Annotated in this window: 11 protein-coding genes and 1 pseudogene; 3 read left to right on the plus strand and 9 right to left on the minus strand. The window is 47.5% G+C overall.

Annotation, left to right across the window (positions count from 1 at the left end):
* Positions 1–10 precede the first annotated feature (10 nt).
* From JWH17_RS05245 to JWH17_RS05260, 4 genes are all read right to left on the minus strand, one after another.
* Positions 11–2,773: an MlaD family protein gene (locus JWH17_RS05245; RefSeq protein ID WP_205221522.1), complete on the minus strand. Its 2,763-nt coding sequence runs from the start codon at positions 2,771–2,773 to the stop codon at positions 11–13.
* Positions 2,774–2,781: 8 nt separating this feature from the next.
* Positions 2,782–4,074, minus strand: a complete 1,293-nt coding sequence (locus tag JWH17_RS05250) for a paraquat-inducible protein A (protein ID WP_205221523.1) — start codon at positions 4,072–4,074, stop codon at positions 2,782–2,784.
* A 401-nt stretch (positions 4,075–4,475) separates the two neighbouring features.
* Complete coding sequence (locus tag JWH17_RS05255; protein ID WP_205221524.1) at positions 4,476–6,710, minus strand: putative bifunctional diguanylate cyclase/phosphodiesterase; 2,235 nt, start codon at positions 6,708–6,710, stop codon at positions 4,476–4,478.
* Positions 6,707–7,417, minus strand: a complete 711-nt coding sequence (locus JWH17_RS05260; RefSeq protein ID WP_205221525.1) for a cache domain-containing protein — start codon at positions 7,415–7,417, stop codon at positions 6,707–6,709. Before JWH17_RS05260 ends, JWH17_RS05255 begins: the two co-directional genes overlap by 4 nt.
* 302 nt (positions 7,418–7,719) lie before the next feature.
* Between JWH17_RS05260 and JWH17_RS05265 the strand changes: the two genes are divergently transcribed.
* The 3 genes from JWH17_RS05265 to JWH17_RS05275 all read left to right on the plus strand — a co-directional run bounded on the left by JWH17_RS05265 (position 7,720) and on the right by JWH17_RS05275 (position 14,238).
* On the plus strand, positions 7,720–9,108 hold the full coding sequence (locus JWH17_RS05265; RefSeq protein WP_205221526.1) for an MFS transporter: 1,389 nt from the start codon (positions 7,720–7,722) through the stop codon (positions 9,106–9,108).
* 188 nt (positions 9,109–9,296) lie between these two features.
* Positions 9,297–11,654, plus strand: coding sequence for a mechanosensitive ion channel family protein (locus JWH17_RS05270; protein WP_205221527.1), 2,358 nt, complete (start codon positions 9,297–9,299; stop codon positions 11,652–11,654).
* A gap of 421 nt (positions 11,655–12,075) precedes the next feature.
* The gene (locus tag JWH17_RS05275; protein ID WP_205221528.1) at positions 12,076–14,238 is read left to right on the plus strand and encodes an alpha/beta fold hydrolase; all 2,163 of its coding nucleotides are present in this window, start codon (positions 12,076–12,078) and stop codon (positions 14,236–14,238) included.
* A gap of 87 nt (positions 14,239–14,325) precedes the next feature.
* On the opposite strand, the gene JWH17_RS05280 is transcribed toward JWH17_RS05275, so the two are convergent.
* The 5 genes and pseudogenes from JWH17_RS05280 to JWH17_RS05300 form a co-directional block, all read right to left on the minus strand.
* Positions 14,326–15,732, minus strand: coding sequence for an FAD binding domain-containing protein (locus JWH17_RS05280; RefSeq protein WP_205221529.1), 1,407 nt, complete (start codon positions 15,730–15,732; stop codon positions 14,326–14,328).
* Positions 15,729–17,861: a xanthine dehydrogenase family protein molybdopterin-binding subunit gene (locus JWH17_RS05285; RefSeq protein ID WP_205221530.1), complete on the minus strand. Its 2,133-nt coding sequence runs from the start codon at positions 17,859–17,861 to the stop codon at positions 15,729–15,731. Before JWH17_RS05285 ends, JWH17_RS05280 begins: the two co-directional genes overlap by 4 nt.
* Positions 17,862–18,232: 371 nt before the next feature.
* On the minus strand, positions 18,233–20,026 hold the full coding sequence (locus JWH17_RS05290) for an AMP-dependent synthetase/ligase (protein WP_205221531.1): 1,794 nt from the start codon (positions 20,024–20,026) through the stop codon (positions 18,233–18,235).
* Positions 20,027–20,078: 52 nt separating this feature from the next.
* A complete protein-coding gene (locus JWH17_RS05295; RefSeq protein WP_205221532.1) occupies positions 20,079–22,112 on the minus strand; it encodes a 3-hydroxyacyl-CoA dehydrogenase NAD-binding domain-containing protein in 2,034 nt (677 codons plus the stop codon).
* 144 nt (positions 22,113–22,256) lie between these two features.
* Positions 22,257–22,643 (minus strand): annotated as a pseudogene (locus JWH17_RS05300) (IS4 family transposase); the annotation flags it as partial.
* Between the last annotated feature and the right edge of the window lie 116 nt (positions 22,644–22,759).

Genomic DNA, 22,759 nt, shown 5'->3' on the forward strand with positions numbered 1-22,759 from the left:
GAGATCCAAGCTAGAGGTATCTGTCCGCTTGGTCTTCTTGCCCTTTGATGGGTTGTTTGGGAATTTTTTCGGCAGGTACTGGTGTTTGTCTTTCCACTGGGGCAGGTAATATCGGCTGCCAGTTGAGCCACTCTTCATTGAGGGTTGCTTCCAGTTTGAAATGGTCGCCATCTTGGGCAGGAATGCCTATGGATTCGTCATCAGGGGTTGCCAAAGAAATTCCGCCTTTGAGTAGGGCCTCAACCGATTCCGTGCTTATCTGCAGACCGCTGAATACGCCACCGCTTACCTGCACTCCGCTGGAGTTCCAGAATTTTGTCCCCTTGTAGATAAGTTCTTCATATTGTGGGGTAATGTTGACCTGCACCCAGACGGATTGACGGGTCGGTGACAGCGAAAAACCAGTGACCCGGCCAACCTGTATCTGCCTGTAGTGGACGGGACTGCCCTTGGACAGTGAGCCCAGGCGTGCTGTTTCAAGAACAATGTTCAAGCCCGGTAGTGTTTTGATCTTTTCAGGCGGAGCATTGAGGACACGGAAAGTTGTTTGCAATGGACCCTTGCCCGCATGAACGGCAATATACGGACCAGAGAGCAGCGTATTAAGATTTTGAACACCTTGCAGGGTAATTGAAGGCTGAACAAGCCATACAGAGGATGTGCTTCGAAAAAATTTGACCGCATCTTGTTGAATGTGTGCTGTTGCGAGAATCCCTTTACCATCAGGTGAGATGTCGATAGAGGTGATGGTGCCGACTACAATTCCTTGATAGGTAATTTTGGTTTGCAGAGAAATCCCGGTGGCGTCGTTGAGGAAGAGCGTAATCTGCGTATCATCTGTATGTAAAGCAGCATGGTAGTTTTTATACAGCTGAAATTGGTGGGAGTCAGTTACTGCTGCCCCCTCTCCCGGCGAGAAAAAAGTTATCCCGCCCGATATAACAGAGTCAATGGGGCCTGCCTGCATATCAATTCCTTGCAAAGAGGCCCTGATCTGTATTCCTGAAAGATTATAGAACCTGGAGGTAGAAGTGACCAGATGAGCATATTTTTTATCGATAAGTACATCTATCACGACCTCATCACTCTCTGGTTGCGGGGTGAACTTGAGTGATTTGCCAACTTTTATATTGTTATACAGAACAGGTGAACCAACAGAGAGCGGTGGCATTTCGGCAGTGGAGATCTTGAGGTGCAGGCCGGGAGGCTCTAAAAAAGGATTGGCTTGAACTGCCTCGCTAAAATCATCATACAGTGGAAAACTGTGGTTTTGGTCAGGAATAACTGCCTGCTGCCCCTCAGGCACGGGCGGAGATATAAAGGCGATGCCACCGGCGAGCATTGTTTGTAAGGAGGCAAGGTTAACCTTAAAGTGAGAAAGGCTCCCGCCGATCTGCACTCCCGATACATTCCAGAAAATGGTTTTGGCATGGATGAGCTTGTCATAAGGTTTATAAAGCATGAGACTGATCTGTACGCCTTTGTTTTTCGGCGACAGGGTAATGTCTAGAATTTCTCCGACTTTGAGTTGCTTGAAAAGAACCGGGGCCCCTCTCTCAAGCGAACCGCTGTCAGATGCTTCCAGCCGAAATGTCGTTCCCTCGCGCATAACCTGATTGGGCATGGGATCAGGTTCTTCTTTGAAGTCGTTTAAGTATTCACCCTTACCAACCCTGAAGGTGATAAAATTTCCTCCCACCAAGGTCTCTATGTTGCGTATCCCCGTGATACTCACCTCCGGTTTTATAACCCAGAATTTGGTTGTTTCCCGCAAAATAGGTTCAGCCCTGGGGTCGAGAAGGATGTGAGCGGTGACCGTATGGAAAGAATCATGATTAAAGGTGAGACCTTTCACCACCCCAACCTTTAACCCCCTGTATCGTACTTCTGTTTTACCGGGAGCGATACCGTCGCCTGAGTTAAGCTGCAGGGTCATTGGTATACCGTATTCTGCAGATTCAAAATCCTTGTAGAGGATGAAATGGCTGTTTGTTGCAGCAGGGCTGGTTGTTTGTAGAGAATCATGGGTGGCGCATGTTATGCCGCCGTAAAGGAGCGATGCCATTGATTCTATGTTGACAGTCAGCCCCTGACGCAGATTACCGGTTAAAGAGAGGCCTGATGCGTTCCAGAAGCGAGTACCATTTTTTATGAGATGGGCAAATTGGGGCTGTACATAGGCACTGAATAGGATTTTGCCGTTATCCTGCAATGCATAGTCTTCTATCTGACCGATTTGTAGGTTTTTTGTGTAAATATGGGATCCCCGCTGCAGCGAGTACAGGGTATCCGATTCCAGGGTAAAGCGTAGTCCTGGAGTGGCTTGGTCAAGTGGAGGCGGGACTTCGAGACCCTGGAAATGGGTTGTTGTTTCCGTTGATTTTCCCTTTTGGGTGCCGATATAAGAACCGCTTACGAGTGTTTCAATGCCGCTGATACGACCGGCAGAGACTTCGGCTTTGACAATCCAGAAGGCCGTATCCTTTACGAGGAGAGCATCTGAGCGGTTCTCCATTTCAATGATCAGATTGACGCCCTGCATATCGTCGTCAATCTCTATCTTTTTTACTGTTCCAATGGGAATACCCTTGAAGATAACTTTTGTCTTTCCTGGAGTGATGCCTTCCGCATTTTCAAAATGAACATGGATGTCAATTCCGGCGTCACGGAAACTGGTATATAGCAGCCAGCTGCCGATGCAGAGTGCTACAAAAGGAAGAATCCATATGGGGGAAAGGATGCGTTTATGACGTTGTATGGGGTCCTGTATCATTGATTACCTCAGGAAGTAGACTCACAATTGTCCCAGAGCAGTCGTGTATCAAAGGTGACGGCAGCAAGCATGGTGGAAACAACAACACATGTAAAATAGAAGGCAGCCGGAGCGGTGGAAATGGTTGAAAGAAAACCGAATTGTACCAGGGTGCAGAGTAAGGCGATGACAAAAATATCAAGCATGGACCAACGACCGATGAATTCAATTAATCGAAACATGGTGGTTTTTCGGCGTAGTCCTGTGTGCCATTGAAAATGGATGGAAAGGAGAATAATACTCAGGCCGATTATTTTAAAGAGGGGAACCAGGATTGAGGCCGTTAAGATAATAATCCCGATGCCATAGGAGCCGTCTTGGAAAAAATAAACAATACCATCCAAAATGGTTGAACGTTCGGGGACACCAAAGTATTCGACCTCCATGATGGGGAGTATATTGGCCGGAAAGGTGAAAAGAACAGCTGTGCAGAGGAGAGCCCAGGTACGCATAATGCTGTTCTTTTTTCGATGGTGGAGTTTTTCTCCGCATCGAGGGCACTTTGAGTGAGATGGTGTATTCTCGTTGTCTGACCACACTATTTTATGACAGGTATGGCAGACAAGATGGCTTGCTCCACGGCTGTTGGATCCGGGTGATGTTAGGGGGTCCGGCGGGGATGGGCTCGTTTTGGCGCAGGTCGGTTCCAGTAATGACCAGAAGAGTTTTCTGTCGCTGGCTGTTTGGGAAGCAATGGTAACAACAACAAGAAAGACAAAACAGAAAAAGCCTAGATTGAGATTGATTTCCGCAGAGTGGGCCATCTTGATGATTGTAATCAATATGCCGACCAGAAAAACATCGGTCATAGCCCATTCACGTAGATGGTTGTAGTGCCGAAACATCCATGGCATCCATTTTTTTTGGTGATCCGTGAGAAGACCGAAAGAAACTACACAGAGACTTAACAGAGTGAAAAAAGGAAAAATAACGGCGGTCAAAAGAACGATGAAGCCCACAAAGAATTGCTGCTGAACAAACAGGCTGAAGATTGCATAGATGATGGACGAGGAGGACTCTGTACCGAGGATGCCCATGGTCAGCAAAGGGAGAAAGAGTGCGGGAATATAAAGCAGGAGCGCTGTCAGGCTAAGGGAAAAGGTTTTAACAATGGAATTGTGTTTATCCCTGTGGAGCAGTTCATTACATCTGGGGCACAGCGCAGCATGGTTTTCTCGTGCAGTCGTACCGCTAAGCAGCAGATCGCAGCTGGGGCACGCCGTTACGGTTGTATTGAGGGAGGGCTGAGTGGTTTTGTTCACGTAGGCTACGAGGTGCTAGAGTAGATTTTTCGTAACTACTCACAGGCACCCTATATTCGAACGGTCATGATTTCCCGCATAGATAGGCTAACGGAGTCTTCGCTTACCTGCGAAAAATCGTACCTGCCCAAATATGAGGCACCTGTAAGCGGTTACAGGTTTTAGGTATAATACATCAAAGAGTTATCAACTCCGTGAGTAGTTACGATTTTTCATGAACATTGGTTCAAGCTTGCTGAGTTACACTCAAATTTCACTGTTGATCAGCATCAGCTGGAGTTTCATTTATCACAATTTTCATGAGGAATGTGGACGATTGATATCAAAAGAATAACGGACAACGGCCAATGTCGCAATCCAGGAGACTGTTTTTTTCTGTTTTGTGAGACTGGAGAAGGGCCTCAGGAGTTTTGGCCGTTTTGTATAAATTGAGTAGCGTCGCTCTCCGGCATAGGTTTGGCAAAGAAATATCCCTGGGCTTCATTGCAGCCTAAAGTACGCAGCCAGTCAAGCTGCTCTCCTGTTTCTACGCCTTCAGCTATAACTTTTAGCTGCATTTGTTTGGACATTGCAATGATAGTGGAAACTATACTTCTGCTATGGTTGTCATTGGCATCTATAAAGCGTTTGTCTATCTTGAGGGTGGAGACTGGCATTTCATTGAGATAGCTTAGGGAGGAATACCCAGTGCCAAAATCATCAATAGAGAAACTTATCCCTCGCTGACGGAATCTGTTCATGGTTTTCAGGGTATGGTGAATATCCTGCATGGCCGTTGTTTCGGTAATTTCAAACTCTATGTATTTATGGTCAATTCGATATTTGTGAAGAATGGTATCTATGGTTTCAACTATTTCCAGATTGTTAAAGGTCCGAGGAGCCATGTTGACGCTCACTGGGAGCAGAGAAGTACCTTGTGTATGTAATTTGTTAAGGAAAATACAGACCTCTTCCAGCACATAAAGGCTCATCTTGTCAATCAGGCCGGATTCCTCGGCAATCGGGATGAATTTATCCGGGCCGATGATGAGACCGTTTTTATTCCAGCGAATAAGCGCTTCAAAAGAGGTTAACCGTTCCGAAGGTATGTCTATTTTGGGCTGGTAATAAATAATAAATTCTTTTTTCTGTAAGCCGGTGCGAATGGAATTTTCAATACGAACATGGGTGAGGAAATTTTCATGCATTTCTTGGGTAAAGAGGACAAACTTATTTTTTCCCTCATCTTTGGCGCGGTACATAGCCATGTCCGCATTTTTAATGAGTTCATTGGTGTTCTTGCCATCATTGGGATAGGTGGCTATGCCGATACTGGCATTAATGAAAAGTTCACTGAAACCGATAACAAAAGGTTCCTGCAGGCAGGAGAGAATTCGCCCTGCCAAGTGAAATATACCGCTTTCATTTTCAATGGATTCGCTGAGGAGGATAAACTCATCGCCACCAAGGCGGGAAAGAGTGTCTTCTTGGCGGATAACCTGGTTAATCCTTTTTGAAACCTGGATGAGAACTTCGTCGCCCTTGTCGTGGCCGAGAGTGTCATTAATATTTTTAAAATTATCAAGATCGATAAAGAGTACAGCCAATGTCCCGGCCTCTCTTTTTGCCTTTGAGATGGCTTTGGTTAAGCGTGCTTCAAGCGCAGCCCTGTTGGGTAGCTTAGTCAGCGCATCGCGGTAGGCCATGATGGATATCTGCTTTTCTTTTTCCTTTAATTCGCTGATGTCATGGAAAAAGGCAAAGTAGTGAGTGGTATTGTTGTCTTTATCTTTGAGTTGACTGATCGACAGCCATTCCGGACAGATGGTTCCATCTTTTTTGCGATTGATAATTTCGCCAAACCAGGAACCGTTTTTTTGTAAAGACTGCCACATCTTTCTGTAGAAGTTCGCCGACTGTTGTCCGGAACTGAGCATGTTGGGGTTCCGGCCGATTGCTTCTTGGGGTTGATAGCCGGTTATATCTGTGAAAGATTTGTTGACAGTGAGGATACGGGCATCCTTGTCGGTGACAATAATGCCTTCAATGGCATGCTCAAAAAGATTTTTAAAAAGCTGGAGATAATTTTCGGCACTTTTCCTTGTTGCTATCTCTGAGAGCAATTTTTCGTGGGTTTGTTCGCGGGTGAGGATTTCGCTTTTGAGTTGATCATGGACAGCTTCGCTGGTTTGTTGTTCAGCGTTGAGTTGTTCTTTCGTTTGATGCAGTTGTTCGATCAGTATATTGAAGGTGCTGCCTATCTGCGCCAGTTCCTTGTATGTCCGGCGGCTCAGGTGAAGGGGTTCAAAGGTGCTGATATTTTGTGCTGTGTGTTGAACAAACTGGATGAGTGGTCGAACCAGAATTTTGGTGGCGAAAAATGCGAGAAGCAGAGCGAGCAGGAAGGCTGCTGCAAACGCCGGCAGTAGTTTTTGCGGGGAGAAGACAATAACCATATCAGGCCGGGTATGTGGAGCTGTAATCCCGGCAATGAGCCTGAGTTCAGGAATTTCTCTGAATGCTATATTTTTGTCCGCGGGGTTGCTACTGTTGCTCGGAATCCAGCTGTAGCTGTGAAACCCATTTTTTTCTCCCCATACTTTTTCAGCAAGCGTTGCAAATTCTTCCGCTATTTCAGCAGAGAGATTTTCCTTCACCGATTTTGAGTGCCATATATGACCATCTTGAAAAAAAGGACAATCTCATGCTCGGCCCAAGAGGGAGTCTGGGCGATTGCGGCTTGAATGTCCTCAATGTTGATGAATGCTACAGCCTCGTCAACTGCAATACTGGTAATTATCTGCCAGCCCCATGGTTTAAAAAAGGTAACGTAACCAAGCTTGGAAACAGCAGTTGATTGATTTATCTTATCGTGGGTGGTGAAAGTGTAAAAGCCCTGCCGGGGGATTTCCTGTTGTTGATTTGATTTTTTGCCATGATAGGTTCTTCCTATCATGGCACTTTGGGGGTGGGCTCTGATCGTACTCTGCGCATCAATGGCAAAATTATAGGAGGATTTACCCCCTTGCCGACCTGTGATGATGCTGCCTGCAAGCCATTGCGCTTCATCAAGAGAAAGAGCACCTGCTCGAAATTTATCCTGCAGTGTCTGCAGGGCATCAAGTTGGTTTTCCGCTGTAGTTCTCAGATGGTTACGTCTTGCTCTATCTGCTGAGGACACAATTTGCCGCTGCAGCACCAGCGCAAGCGATTGGAGAGTTTGTTTTTGGCTGTCATTAGTGGGGTGAAAGAGGGGGAAATACGCGTAGAAGCCTGTGGTAAACAAAAAGAATAACAAGATCACAAATATGGTGAGAAATGTGATGTGTTTTGCACGGAACGGGCCGCGAAAATTGATGCGCAAAGTGGTTAACCTGTTTTGTTAAAACGCCACTGATCCATTGGATCAGTGGCAGCGGCCTGGCTTGGAAGATTCACCTCTCTCCTCCATTATTTTGCATGGTTGCATGCCCTCACAAAGGTTATCTGGTATTCAATTCGAACAATGCATACAAAAAAACATCTGTAGCAACCAGTATATAGAAGCTAGGGCAAATAGTCCAATATAATCATTTAGTTTGCTGAATGCCTTTTTTATCTGGTTATCCCGGTTGAAATGTGTATTGTTCACCATCTTCAAGAATAAACCGAAAATTTTAAAAAAATATGAGTACGACCAAGACTACCATCTCGCCGTTCAGCCTGCTCAATATAAAGCTTTTCCTTCTGTTTCGGGTGCTTTTTAATGCCAGATTTTACTATCCTGTATTTACCATTCTTTTTCTTGATTACGGCTTGACTCTGGAACAGTTTGCCCTGCTGAATACCGTTTGGGCATTTACCATTGTTTTGGCCGAGGTTCCCCTGGGGGTGGTAGCGGATCTGATCGGTAGAAAGCGTTTGCTGGTAGGAACGACTCTTTTAATGATTACTGAGTTGGCCGTGATAGCCTTTGTGCCACTTGGAAACGGTACCCTTATATTTTCAGCGTTTTTGGTGAACAGGATATTAAGCGGTTTGGCTGAAGCAATGGCCAGCGGTGCTGATGAGGCGATGGCCTATGATACACTGGTTGAGGCGGGCATTCGGGAAGAGTGGTCCAGGGTGCTCGATTTGCAGATGCGTTGCCAAAATTTCGGTTATATCTTTGCCATGACCATCGGTGCCGTGGTTTACGATCCCGGTATGGTTAATCGTTTTCTTCACCTGTTTGGCTATACAGGTATGCTTTCCCTGCAGGTAACCATGCGTTTTCCTCTTTATCTGACTCTGCTGCTCGCTATTGTAGCGTGGATGACAACCATGCGTATGCGCGATCCGCAAGTAGTTTTCAAGCAAGAGCAGGAGGAATCGGCGCAGTTAAGTGTTATGGAGATGACCCGCCAGACCATGGCTGCCGGCAGCTGGATCATACGCACTCCTTTGGCGCTGGCTATTATCCTTTTTGCCATGACCTTTGACCATACCCTGCGCATGATTGTTACCATGACCAGCCAGTATTATCGTTTGATCAACCTGCCGGAAGCCAGCTTTGGTCTGTTGGGGTCAGGTGTGGCTGTTTTAGGTTTATTGGTTCCCAGAATAGCAAGGGGCATGACTGAACGTTTCTCGCTTGCCAAAAACCTGGTTGTGCTCACTCTGCTGGCATTGGCCACTTTGTTTATTCTGCCGTTATTTATTCCCTATTACGGTTTCATTCCGATGATGTTTGTCTTTATAGGGATGATGATGACCTCTTTTTTTACCAGCTATTATCTTAATGAACTTGCAGCCTCCGAGCAGCGGGCAACAGTGCTCAGTTTTAAAGGCCTGGCCTTCAATGCGGCATACGGACTGATCGGTATTTTTTATGCAGTGTTGATCCAGCAATTGCGAGAACTGCAAGGCAGTCAGCATCCTGGGTGGACAACACAACTGGTTGAAAATGAGGCCTTTAAAATTTCCATGGGCTGGTTTCCCTGGTATATGATTGTAGTACTGGCGCTGGTAGCATTGATTTGTCTGCCAAGATTGCGATCAGCCAAAAAAAGTGATGCCGGGGGTAGTGCATCTTAACAGGTAGCTGCTTTGTCGGTTTTAGAAAGGAGCTGTGTTTGATTAATGACGATGTTGGGTATACCCACCCGCTAGCTCGCATTTCTTATCAGTCCAGGCAAGCGCTCTTGAAGGCACAGACAGTTCTTGTGACCGATGAAATGACAAAATAACTTTACCCAACAATAATGACAAAACAGGAGACAGGAATGAGAACGATTTTCGGTTTCAGGTTGGTGGGGACAATTCTTCTTGTTTTAGTGTTGTTAGCAGGAGGCCCTTCGACCTTTGCATCTGGTGAAGAACCTGATCCGGCCGCTGAGGAAGCCATCAGTGCTGCCACAAACCCTCAAGAAATAGATGCTGTACTTGCCAGGCTGAGCGACAGTGAGATCCGTAAATTACTCATAGAAGAACTGGGCAAAACTGCCGCCGAAGCAACGGCTGTGCCTGAATCGAAAAGCGGTTTAGTAGCATCTCTACAAGAGTGGCTTCATGCTATTGATACAAATGACGATCAAAGCGGGGCAGGTGGGGTGCGTCTTTTGCCGTTTTTCCTACAAATACCTGGAGAAGCGGGCCGCGCCCTGATGCAGATTGGTGACGGCCATTTTGGCAGATTATTTCTCAATCTATTTCTAATAGCTCTCTCCCTTGGGCTGGGCTTGGGCGTAGAGTGGTTTTTTCGGCGAATGACAGGTGAAACCTTTCTCCAAGCACCGCCTCCGGTGGGAGAAGAAGATGAAGGGGTCGCCCGACTGTGGGGGGCTTGCGTTGCACTTTTACCAGCCATTGTCTATCTCACAATTTTTGTGGTCGCTTCCCTGTTTTTTTTCTTTCTCCTTGATATAGACCAGCAACCGGTAAGAGGGGCCTTCATGGCTGTGCTGGGAATTCTTTTCGGAGGGCGCGTTTTCTCCTTGCTTGCCCGACTTTTTTGTAGCCCAAATGCTTCTGCGCTGCGCCTGCTGCCTCTCGATGATGGTCTTGCGAGGAGAGTGTATGGCGGGTCTCAGGTTTTTATCTGGTACACGATGACGGCTATGATGGTGCTCACCTATTTAGGGGACCTCGGGATGAGCAAGGGACCAACGCATGCGTTGGGAGCTGTATTGGGAACACTGTTGCTGCTTTTTATTGCCATCAAGATCGTGTGGAACAGACAGCATGTGGCAACAGCGATTATTGGCGGGGAAGAGAAGCAAGCCGCCAGCTCTTGGGCAATGCGGCAGTTTGCTTCTATGTGGCATGTATTTGCCTTGCTCTATCTTTTTGGGATTTGGTCCATTTGGATTAACACCCTGATAACCAATACCGGTAAGGATAACGGGGCGTTGATAATCAGTTTGCTGATTGTGCCGCTTTACCTTATTCTTGATCGTATTGGGCTTTGGTTAGTTGGTAATATTGTTACAACTCTTGGGATTAAGCGGGAAGGAGAGCCGGATGAGCAGAAAATAGCAACTTTGGGTGATGCATACCTGAGCCCTGAACAGAAAGAAAGAAAAATAAAGCAGATCATGCTGAGAGCTTTTCGTGCCTTTCTGGTGCTCGTTCTTTTTGTTTGGGTCATGACCTTGTGGGGCTTTGAGTTCCCCTTTGCCGTTAATATTGTCCAGGCAGCCTTTGATATTCTCATAACCTTGACCCTTGCCCTTTTTATCTGGCGTATTATTTCTAAAATTATCGAACGTAAGATCGCTGAATCAATGCCTGAGGAAGAAGAGGAGGCCGTTGATGACGGTGGTGAGTTCGGCAGCGCTAAACAACTGGGAAGAAGTTATACCCTGCTGCCGATGATTCGTAAATTTATTGCCATTACCTTGCTGGTGATGGTCGCCTTAATCGTGCTTTCATCCATAGGGGTTGATATTGCCCCTCTACTTGCCGGTGCTGGTGTTGTCGGCCTTGCTGTGGGGTTTGGCGCCCAGAAGCTGGTTGCTGATGTGCTCTCAGGCGTGTTCTATTTGCTGGACGATGCCTTTCGCGTTGGGGAATATATCCAGGCCGGATCGGTTAAAGGAGCGGTTGAAAATATTACCCTGCGTAATGTGATGCTGCGCCATCATCGCGGTATGCTGCAGATTGTACCCCATAGCGAGCTTGGCTCGATTACCAACTTTATGCGGGGCGGGATAGTTGTAAAGTTTAACCTTGAGTTCCCGTACGATACCGATGTGGAGGTGGTGAGGAAGACAATCAAAAAGGTTGGCCAGGCAATGCTCCAGGATGAAGAACTTGGGCCTGATTTTATTTTGCCGGTGAAATCGCAGGGAGTGTATGAAATTACCAACTCGGTGATGGTGATCAGGGTCAAGTTCACAGCTAAACCCGGTCGTCAGTTTCTTATTCGCCGCGATGCCTATCGTCGTATCAGCGAGGCCCTTGCGGCCAAGGGGATTCATTATGCCCATCGCAAGGTTATTGTGGAAGTTCCCCAGGCGGAAGAGCATACGCTTACAGAGGAGCAGGTACGTGAGGCGGCAGGAGCTGCAGCCGCTCAGCAGCTCGCGGCTGATGAGAAAGCAAAACAGCAATCAGCAGCAACCAATACTGACCCTTTTTAAGTTGTATGCAAACCCATGGGAACAGATTCACTGTTCCCGTGGTTCTTGGCTGCTGACCGTGGCCATATCGCTTTCAAACATCCCTGTGTCCCCTTGATCAATAAGGTCTATGAACCTATATTGTAAGTATTACCAGAATGTTAGCTCGGATTTCTCAGCAGTGAGGTTTTTCGCAGATCGAGGCGCAGGACACGCAGCAAGTAAGCGTAGACTCAGATAGCAAGCTACCGCAAATGGCCTGCAACAAAGATTCTGCGGAAAAATTCGCTGACCCGGAGGGTGAGTTTTTTTGATTATCGACGAAAAAACAGTCTGTTTTTTTTAGCGCTACTGTATTTTCTATAAATATCAAAAATTTAAGTCGAAAATCAAAAAACTCATGAGAAATTCGGGTTAGGTGTGGCCCTCAGCGGAGCAATGGATGAATCGTTCAGCGTATCTTACTACAGGGATGGCCATCAAAACGCTTTCCCGTCTCTCAAGGGCGAATATTGTCATCCATGGTCGGGAGCATGTTCCTGGTAATGCCGCTATTTTTGTTGTTAATCATTTCACCCGGATCGAGACGTTTTTCCTCCCCTATCATATTTTCAACCTGACTGGAATTCCAGTTTGGTCACTTGCAAATGCCAAACTTTTTCAAGGAGGGTTTGGCCGTTTTCTTGAGTTGGTAGGCGCTGTTTCCACCCGGGATCCTCAGCGTGACGAACTTGTCATCAAAACCCTGCTTACAGGTGAAGCCAACTGGATTATTTTCCCTGAGGGCAGCATGATTAAAACCAAAAAGATCATGCATGGTGGAAAGTACATGGTAACGGACCCCAAAGGTATGCATGAGCCGCATACAGGCGCGGCAACTTTGGCCCTGCGGGCCGAGCTGTTTAGAAGGTACCTGTTACTCCACTCCAAGAAAAGAAGCTCTCAGGCGAATTGTTCGTTGGAGTATCTCGGGCTTGGGTCAGTAGAGGAGATGGGCAACGCCGCCCCAACTATTGTACCTGTCAATCTTACCTACTATCCCTTACGGGCCCATGAAAATGTCGCCTCCAGCCTCACTGAAAAATTGGTCAAAGGGGTTTCTGAAAGGGTTCTCGAAGAAATCATGACCGAGGGAACCATGCTGCTTGCAGGGGTTGATGTTGATATCCGTTTTGGGAAGCCGATTGATATTGGAGCACAGCTTGCTCATCTGGTGAGTGATGAAGAGCTGCTGCAATCTGATTTTAACAGCTTTGTTGGTGATCCATTTTTTAAGACTGTTATTCAGGGATCCGGACGCCGGATCATGCAGCAGTACATGCGTGCTATTTATTCCATGACAACGGTCAATCATGAACACCTTTTTGCCTCCTTTCTCCGTATGTACCCCTACGAAAAAATACAGAAAAAGGATTTGCAGCGGCGTGTTTTTTATGCTGCCTCCCTGCTTCAGGAACGTGAATACCAGCACCTTTTTTTGCATAAGTCAATGCAGGAGGACCAGAGTCATTTGGTTGTAGATGATCGGTATCGGAAATTTGAAAATTTTCTCCAGCTTGCTATTGATAAAGGGATCGTGAAAAAAGAGGGAGAAACACTCGTTCGTGATCGGTCAAAGCTGTCAGCTCCGGTGAGCTTTCATCGGGGAAGGATTGACAACCCGGTTGAAGTTATTGCCAATGAAGTAGAGCCATTAAAAGCGTTGCAGAAATTTTTGTATTCTCTCGCGTGGCAGCCGGATTTTTTACTGAAGCTTTTTCTTATTCGCTACCTGTTGAAAAAGGCAAACCAGCAGTACCACAGTGCAGTCGAGCAATGGTGCAGCATGTCTGGCATACAAAAGGGCTCGGGCAAACCGATTTTTTACTCGAGTATACAAAAACGCACAGGAATTTTACTTGTCCACAGTTATCTGGCAACCCCTTTAGAGGTGAAGGAATTTGCCGGGTATCTGCATAAAAAAGGATATTGGGTGTATGCTCCACGATTGCCTGGGCATGGCACCTGCGCTGCCGATCTTGCCGGTCGCAGTTACCAGGAGTGGATTAATGAGGTTGATGCTGGATACGCACTGCTCAGTAATACCTGCCGTAGGGTTGTTGTCGGTGGGGTTTCGGTTGGCGGCAACCTTGCTTTGCATCTGGCATCACGTGTACCTGACATAGCAGGTGTGTTTGCGATCTGTCCTCCGATGCAATTAAGAGATTATAGCTCTACATTTATGCCTGCCAGTGATACCTGGAATAAAATGGTACAAAAAATAAAAGGGGAGCACCCTGATGAGCAGTTCTTGAAATTTGCCGCAGAGAGCCCGCATATAAATTACGATCGCAATCCTGTTCAGGGGATTAAACAGGTTGGTAACCTGTTGGATGATCTGGAAAAGAGGTTTGCAAAGGTTACCATGCCGTCATTGATTATCCATGCAGACCATGATCCGGTGGTCAGGAGAAAAGGTTCACGAAAGCTTTTTGACCGTCTGGCAAGTGTGCAAAAAGAATACGTGTTAATGAACTCCGATCGGCACGTTATTGTTCAGGGGGCAGGAGTGGAAAAAGTTTTTCAGCGAGTTCGACTGTTTATTGAGGGAGCTGAAGCCCAATGAGACCTGTGGGTTGTAGGGCACAAAATCTAGGGTGCCGCAAATGGCTGGAGGGTTACTGCTATCCATGCTGCAACAGTATGCTATAACTCACCACTTCTTATTTTCATTTCTGTGAATATTTCCTGCAGTCTTAATGATATGTTCAATGAGTTTTAGCGCCGTATTTTTTCTGTATGCAGCAGTACTGCGCTGGTCATCTATCGGCCTGATTAATTTGCCATAGACTGCAAGATATTGAGGTAAGTGCTGTTCGAGTTCTCTGGTTGTGGAGCCGATTATCAGCTGTTCTGCCTCAAAACTTCGAATGACGGTCGGTGCGCAGGCTCCGATAGCAAGTCTGAAATCGGTTAATGTATTGTTTGCATTTTTCCATAGTGCCGCAACACTGAGCTTTGAAAGCGCGTTAGCCGCCCTTGTGCCTACCTTTTTGAATATCCACCCATGCTCGCCTGCGGCTTCATCCGGTATCTTAAAGCAGATTGATAGAACAAGTTCATCTGGTTGTAAGAGTGTCCTGCCCGGACCGGTAATGAAATCCTCAATCGAAATATCTCTGGTTCCTGAACCACCGGATGTGTGTATTTTTGCATTGAGCAGGTATAAAACAGGCAATGAATCTGCTGCAGGGCCGGCATTGCAGATGTTACCGGCCAAAGTCGCCGCGTTTCTGATACCTGGGGACCCTATAGATGATAGAGCTTTACGCAGCAGTGGGGGGCATCCGGGAAATCCAATTATATCGGTAAGGCTCACGCTGCTGCCAATGTTGAGGCGGCCATTCTCTTGGTACATGCGGTTCGTCTCTACTATTTGCCTGCAGCTGAAAAGGTTGCCTGTACCTGCATTTTTCGGCTCGGATTTTAATAGAGCGTGGCGGCGCACGATAAGGTCCGTTCCGCCTGCCACCGGCCGATAACCCTGATTGAGCAGCCTGATCGCGTCTGCAATGGTTTGAGGGCTCAGGCTCGTCGCCTTCATGGTCTTACTTGTGGGCGTTTGCTGGTTGAATTGTAGGTCTGCTGCAGCAAGCTTCTCTACAGCGATTTTTACCGCTTCGATGACCATTGTATAGCCGGTACATCGGCAAAGAATGCCGGATAATCCTGTTCGGATATCTTCATCGGTAGGTCTCGGATTGTGACTGAGCAGCGCAGCCGTGGCCATGATGAAGCCTGGGGTGCAAAATCCACACTGAACAGCACCGGCCTCGGCAAAAGCGTCTGCAATGAGGGTGAATTCTTCTGTCTTTGCAAATCCGTCAATGGTTGTAATGTTGCAACCCTTCATTTGTACTGCAGGCATGCAACACGAATTGATCAGTCTACCGTCCAGCAATACGCTGCAGGCGCCGCATTCCCCTCCACCGCAACCCTCTCGAACACCGGTAATGCCCACATCCTCACGTATCAGATCAAGTAGTCGTCGATCCGGGCGTGTTTCAAGCGAGACGCTGCGGCCGTCAATCTCAAAATCGACTGTAAAAGGAGGGCTCATCGAAGTTCTGCCTCCAGCTTTTCAGGGGTGACGGGGATTGCAGTAATGATTGTCCCAGTGGCCTGCGAGACTGCTGCCGCAAATGCCGCTGCAGGACCTATGTTGGGCAGCTCACCTGCTGCTTTTGCACCGTAGGGGCCAAGGCGATAAGGATTATCGATGAACCGGCATTGTAGATCAGGGAAATCAAGGGTGGTTGGAATAGTATAATCAGTAAAGGATAATTGTGCGGGCCTGCCGTTGCTCATCTCCATCTTTTCCAGATAAGCATAGCCGAGACTCTGGGCAGTGCCTCCCTGCATCTGGCCTTTTACAATTTGTATATCTATCGGGGTGCCGACATCGTACACAGCCCAGGACCCGATTACTTTGGTGACATAGGTGAGCGGGTCAACTTCCACCTCCACTACATTGACTGACCAGGAGTAACCGGGATAGGCATCGCCGGTAAAAGTGGATTCATCCCATTCAAATTCCTGAGGGTGAACATATCTTTTTCCCGTCTCAATCGGTTTTTCTTTTGTCGGAAGAGGACCTGAGTCGATTTTTTGGAGAAGATCTTTGGCTGCATCATGGAGTAATTTGCCGACTATCATGATGGTTCGCGAGGCGACTGTCGGCCCTGAATCGGGTACCTCGCTTGTATCTGATTGGTTGAAAATAATGCGTTCAAGCGGAAGGTGCATGGCTTCGGCTACGATCTTTCTCAGTGTTGTTGAGGCTCCCTGGCCCATTTCAACATTTGAAACGAGAACACGGACAATATATTCATCTGACGCTGCGCTTTCAGCCGATAGTCGGACAAGACTTTTAATAATGTCCTGTTCACCACTGCCGGTGAATGCACCACCGTGGGCCGCAAAGGATATTCCGACGCCCTTATAGGGACGTGATCCTGCTTTGCGGTTGTACTCCTCCCATTTGCTGCTGTACTCGGACGCTTCCTCTATCTTTTCGATCATTTCATTAAATTTAATTTGGTCACGGAACGTTCCGTTGGTTACGGAATGGTCCCCTTGCCGGTAGAGGTACTTTTTCTTTAATTCCAGGGGCGGAATACCAAGCGTATGTGCAAGAAAATGCATGTTCATATCCGCAGCGAAATGTGCCTGGGGGCCACCAAAACCGCGGAACGCCCCTGAAGGGATATGATTTGTTTTCATTGTGCGGCCGCGGACATGCACATTTTTAATATTATACGCCCCGGTGCATATGAATATGGCACGCTCAAGAACAACTGCAGAGAGGGTTTGATAGGCACCGGCATCTATTCTGCAATCGATATCCATTGCGGTGATCTGGCCTTCCTGGTCGACAGCCGTCCGTATTTGGATAAGTGATGGGTGTCTTTTGGGGGTAAGCTGCATGTCGAGCCGTCTGTCGAGAACTACTTTGACAGGGCGTCCTGTTTTTATTGCGGCAGCAGCTGCCTGACCGGCAAGGATCGAGGGAAAATCTTCTTTGCCGCCAAATGCACCACCCGTTACTGTCTGAATCACCCGTACCTTGTCCGCGTTAAGAGCCAATGCATTCATCAGCGAATTCTTCACGTAATACGGGCACTGCATCGATCCTTGAACCGTCAACATGCCGTTTTGGAAATCAGCGATCATTGCCTGCGGTTCCATGTAAGCCTGCTCCTGCATACCGGTACGGTAGGCGTTGTCGAATGTCAGAGCCGCATTTTTAAACGCCTGTTCAGGCTCTCCCTTAACAATATGAAAGTCATTGAAAAATTCCTGGGCTTCCTCGATTGTTGATACCGCAGGCAAACCTTCATATTCAGCCGTGATTTTCGAACAGAGTTCTTCACAGATATCAAGCTCGGGTCCGGCCACTGCAAGCAGAGGTTGACCATAGTAAAGAACTTCGTCTTCAGCAAAAAAAGGCCAGTCCTCAGCTATGATAGTCGCCCGGTTTTGTCCTTTGAAGTCTTTGCCGGTAATGACTGTATAGTTTTCAGGCAGTTTGGGAATATAGATGTTGAGAACGCGAGCATGCTGGATGTCCGCAGGTTTGACCACCAGGTACAGCATACCCGGCAAGCGCAGATCGGAGAGGTATTTTGCCTTACCCGAAGATTTATCTGCAGCATCATCACGGATTACTGCTTTGCTTATCCTGTGCACGTATGATTCCCCAGCACTTAAAGGTACCTTGAACAAGTACGATTTCGCCCAACCCGGATTTCTCATGAACTTTTTGATTTGAAACTCAACTAATTGATATTATATATTAAAGAGTAATTGTGCAATTAGCAGTTTGTTTTTTGTTTTAAATCAAAAAGTTCCCCCTTCGGGTCAATAGATTTTTCCGCAGGATCTACGTTACAAACCACTTGCGGTAGTTTACTACAGCTGCGTGGCTTGTGCCTTGCCCTGCGAAAAACTTTATTGATGAAAAATCCGGGCTAACTACTCGGAGTCTTTTTTGTTGCTCACCTATCCAGGAGTCTGGGCTCAGCAGGTTTCGATCGAAAAAAACATTTTTAAACATACACTTAAGCATACATCCTTTCAATTTCCTTTTGCATCAGGGTGGCAATCTTTTCCCGTTTTATTTTCAGAGTAGGAGTAAGGAGTTCGTTCTCAACCGTCCATGGCTCCAGTGTGAGCACGGCCTGTTTTATCCAGGCAAATCCGGGGAAGGAGTGGAGGCATTTATCAACCCTTGCCAGTACTTCCTGTTGCAGTATGTTCGAGTGGAGCGAATCCTCACTGTCGGGTAGATGGAGCGTGGCTCGGAGTTCTGCCCATGCTTTGGGATCAAGTACGGCAACCATGGTGAGAAAAGGTCTCCCCTCACCGACGACCATAACCTGCTCAAAAAGAGGGTCCAGGGTGATGGCCATTTCAAGGTCCACAGGGGCGACTTTCTCACTGTTACTGAGGACGATGATCTCTTTGAGCCTGCCGATGATTTGTATATGCTTGTCTTTGATCACAACCTGATCACCGGTACGCAGCCAGCCGTCGGCTGTCATGGTCTGGGCTGTGGCTGCGGAATCTTTCCAGTATCCGCCCATTACGCAACTGCCGCGCACCAAAAGTTCATTGTTTTTGCCTGTTTTTACTTCAATCCCCGGCAAAGGAGGGCCTACGCCGGAAGGTCGGTTGTCTTCCATCCTGTTGACGCTGACAACCGGGCTGGTTTCTGTCAGGCCGTATCCCTGGCAGAGGGGAAGCCCCAGTCCGAGAAAAAGTTTTGCTATTTCCGGGGAAAGGGCAGCGCCTCCGCTGATAATGATACGCAGCTTACCACCAAGTTGTTGCCTTACCTTGGCTGCAATGATTTTATCAAGTAAAGGGTGCAGCAGGAGAAGAGGTGACCAGGAAGCCCTTTTTTGTTCCCACTCAAAACGGTGCCAGCCTGTGTTTACCGCCAGAGTAAATAATCGTTGTGCGAGGCTGCTTTTTTTTGCCAACGAGTTTTTTATACCAGCATGAATTTTTTCAAATACACGGGGCACTGCAATAAGGGCCGTTGGCTGCAGGTGCTGGAGATCTTCTCGCAGCTGCGGAAGAGAGCGGACAAAAGCCACGGTAGCACCTGCCATGATAGGCAGGTAATAGCCCACTGTTCGTTCCAACATATGAGACATCGGTAAAAAAGAGAGAAAAAGGTCATCTGCATAAATGGGAATAGTCTGCAGCCCTGCATAACTGTTCTCCAGTATATTGCGGTGGCTGAGCATGACTCCCTTGGGTGGACCGGTAGTACCGGAGGTAAAGACAATGGATGCTACATCGTCTCCATTGCTGAACTCGGTGTCAAGTGCCACTGGTTCACAGGCAAGCCATTCGCTGCTGCACTTTATGCGGAGATCTTCATCCTGTACCTTACAGAAATCCAGCGTAACAATGCGCTGAATATTTTTAAGCCTGTTGAGCACAGGCTCAAGATCGTTCCAGTAAGAAAGACCTGGACAAAGCAAGACTTTGGTGTCTGTTTCTTCAAGGATGTAGGCTATATTTTCCGGTCGGTCATTGGCAAATAAGGGGACCACAACAAGCCCTAACAGGAGGGCTGCCATATCAAAACATACCCATTCGGGACTATTGGGTAACATCAGAGCAACTCTATCACCTGCTGCAAGTTGTTCTTTGGCTAAGGCTGCCTTCCAGGTGGCGACTCGCTCACCCATTGCCTGCCAGGCTATATCCTCCCATGTTTCATTTGTTTTGTTGAAGTATCGGTAGGCGGTTGCCTGTGGGCTACGGGAAATACGTTCTAGAAAAAGACCGTGCAGAGTATGCACATGATCAGGAGCTATGTAATCTGTGGTTCGCTGCATAGATAATCCTCTTCTCATGTGTCGAAGGTGACATGTTTTTCTTGCAAAGAGCTTATATTGTTTGCCAACCTTTATCAGGAGTAAAACGCCCGCCATACTGGGTGGCCAGTTGCTGCATTTTACTCAACAGTGCTGCTGGAGACTGGTCATGCATGTAGTGAACGACGCCTCCACGAAAAGGCGCAAACCCGGTCCCAAAAATCATTCCGGCATCCAAAAGGTCTCCATCCGCCACCACTTTTTCGCGAAGACAGGCGACACTTTCATTGACCAGTCGTAGAATCAGTCGGTCTGCAATATCGCCGGGTAGTGACGTTTTTTTATCAATGGAGGGCTTGTCTGGTTTGCCTCTTTTGTAGGTGTAATACCCCGCACCGCTTTTTTTCCCCAGCCGTCCTTGATCAAGTAGTTTTTGTAGATTTTCCGGCATCTTCATGGTCGGGTCAACGGTCATGAATTCCGCTACCGACTGGCAGATATCCAGGCCGACCAAGTCCATCAACTCTATGGGCCCGACCGGCATGCCGAACTGCTCGGCAGCCTGGTCAATGGCCAGGGGCGGCACTCCTTCAGCCTCAAGCAGTGCCGCTTCATGCAGGTAGGGCATCAGGATTCGGTTAATTAAAAAGCCTGGGCTGCTGTGTACCGGCAGGGGAAGTTTGCCGATTTTTTTGGTAAAGGAAACAGCCTTGAGCACATCAGTCTCCTCGACATAGGAGGTGCTGACGACTTCCACGAGCATCATTTTCGCAACCGGGTTGAAAAAATGGAGGCCGACCAGTCTTTCTGGATTGTTTAGATCTGCTGCCAAAGTTTCCAAAGGGATTGAGGAGGTGTTGGTCGCGAGCAGTGTATCGGGGCGTATTTGCGGTTCAAGGGCAACAAAGAGCTCTTTTTTGGCATTGACATCCTCAAAAATTGCCTCAATGATCACATCCGCTTTAGGGATGCAGGCGCCATTGATATCCGGTATGAAGCGGTCAAGAACCGCTTTGACCAGATGTGGAGCCCTGAGTTTTTGTTGAAACAGGGCGGCTGCCCGTTGTACGGTTTTTGCCAGGATAGTATGACTGTTGTCCTGGATGGAGACTGTAAACCCTTGCAGGGCACACCATGCCGCAATGTCACCACCCATGACCCCTGCACCTATGACATGGACATGGCGAGGCGCAAAGGTCGTGTCTGCGGGAAGGGCTTTCAATTTTTCCTGCAGCTGAAAAACTCGTATCAGGTTTTGAGCTGTAGGTGTACGTATCAGTTTCGAAACTGACTGGGCTTCCTGCTCCATCATTGTAGTTGGAGATCCGCCATACTTCTCCCACAAATCAAGCAGTGCAAAGGGGGCAGGGTAGTGGGTTTGGTTAACTTTTTGCTTGAGTTTTTTTCTGGCAAGTGCTGCTACCAGCGGGCGGGCGAGAGCGGCGTCTGCGAGTTTCGGCAGAATCTTGCGCGTATGTTTTTGTCCTTTTGCGAGTGTTTTTCGGGCAGCAGAACGGAGCAGGCGTGGGGGAACCGCATGGGTAACGATTCCAAGCTTGGCAGCTTGCCGTGCAGCGAGAATCTTGCCGCTCAAGAGAAGTGGCAGGGCGGCGGGTGCGCCAATGAGCTGTATAAGGCGAACCGTGCCGCCAAAACCAGGGTGAATCCCGAGCTTGACTTCCGGTAAGCCGATTTTTGTTTTCGGCTCATCAACGGCAATGCGATAATCACAGGCAAGGGCCAGTTCCAGTCCCCCACCAAGGCAAAAGCCGTTGATAAGGCTGATGGTGGCAAAGGGAAGGTTTTCAATCATGGTGAAAATATCCTGGCCTTGCCGTATGAGATGGAGTGCCTCTTCCTGGCTGGTTATGGTGGTGAAGCTGCTGATGTCTGCTCCTGCAATAAAGCCGTTTGCCTTGCTGGATTGGAAGAGCAGTGCCTGTGGTTTTTGCTGTTCTATAACCGGGATGATTTCCCGTAGCTCGTCCAGAACTTCTCGGGTCAGCACATTGGTGGATTTTTCCGCGACATCAATGGTCAGCCAGCAGTAATTATCTTTTTCCAGGGAAAAATTCCAGTGGGCAAATTTTTTCATCTCAGAAGTCATATAAGATCTCCATGGAGCAGGCAGTAGTAATGGTCAACCGTTAGCCCGAAATCCGGGTTAGCCCGAATTTCTCATGAACATTGTGTCAACTTAACAAATTACACATAATTTTTGTATGTTATGTTCTCAAGTTTCTGAGTTATCTTAAGTTGTTAAAATATTGTGATTTATACCGGCTACACGTCGACTGCTTTCAATCAACTCTACTGCAGTGCTCATGATTGTATCAACCATCAAAAGTACAATATCTTCTGCTATCACGCCTGCATCGCGTACTTTTTCCATGGCAAGCGTGAGTATACGCTGCATGGCCTCAACTAGGTCGAGGTCTTTCATCTCCCCGCAGCAGGCAAAGAAGAGTGAACCCAAAGTTTTCGGATCATCATGACAGCGTTGCTCATACGACAGAAATATATACCGGGACATGGCTATGGTGATATGACCTATGATGCCGTCAAAATCCCGAAGCTGAGTTTCTCGTTCAAGGTTCAGGTAGTGCTTCATCATTTTAAAGAAGACCTCGATATCCCATCATCAAAACACATATAAACTTTAATTTGACGAAGGAGACAGCATCTGCGATAATAAATATAGAAGATTTACTGGAGTTGGTTCGATGGATTAAGGCGAACAATGAAAGAAAAACT

The organism is Desulfogranum marinum (assembly GCF_016918565.1).
Classification (GTDB): Bacteria; Desulfobacterota; Desulfobulbia; order Desulfobulbales; family Desulfobulbaceae; genus Desulfogranum; species Desulfogranum marinum.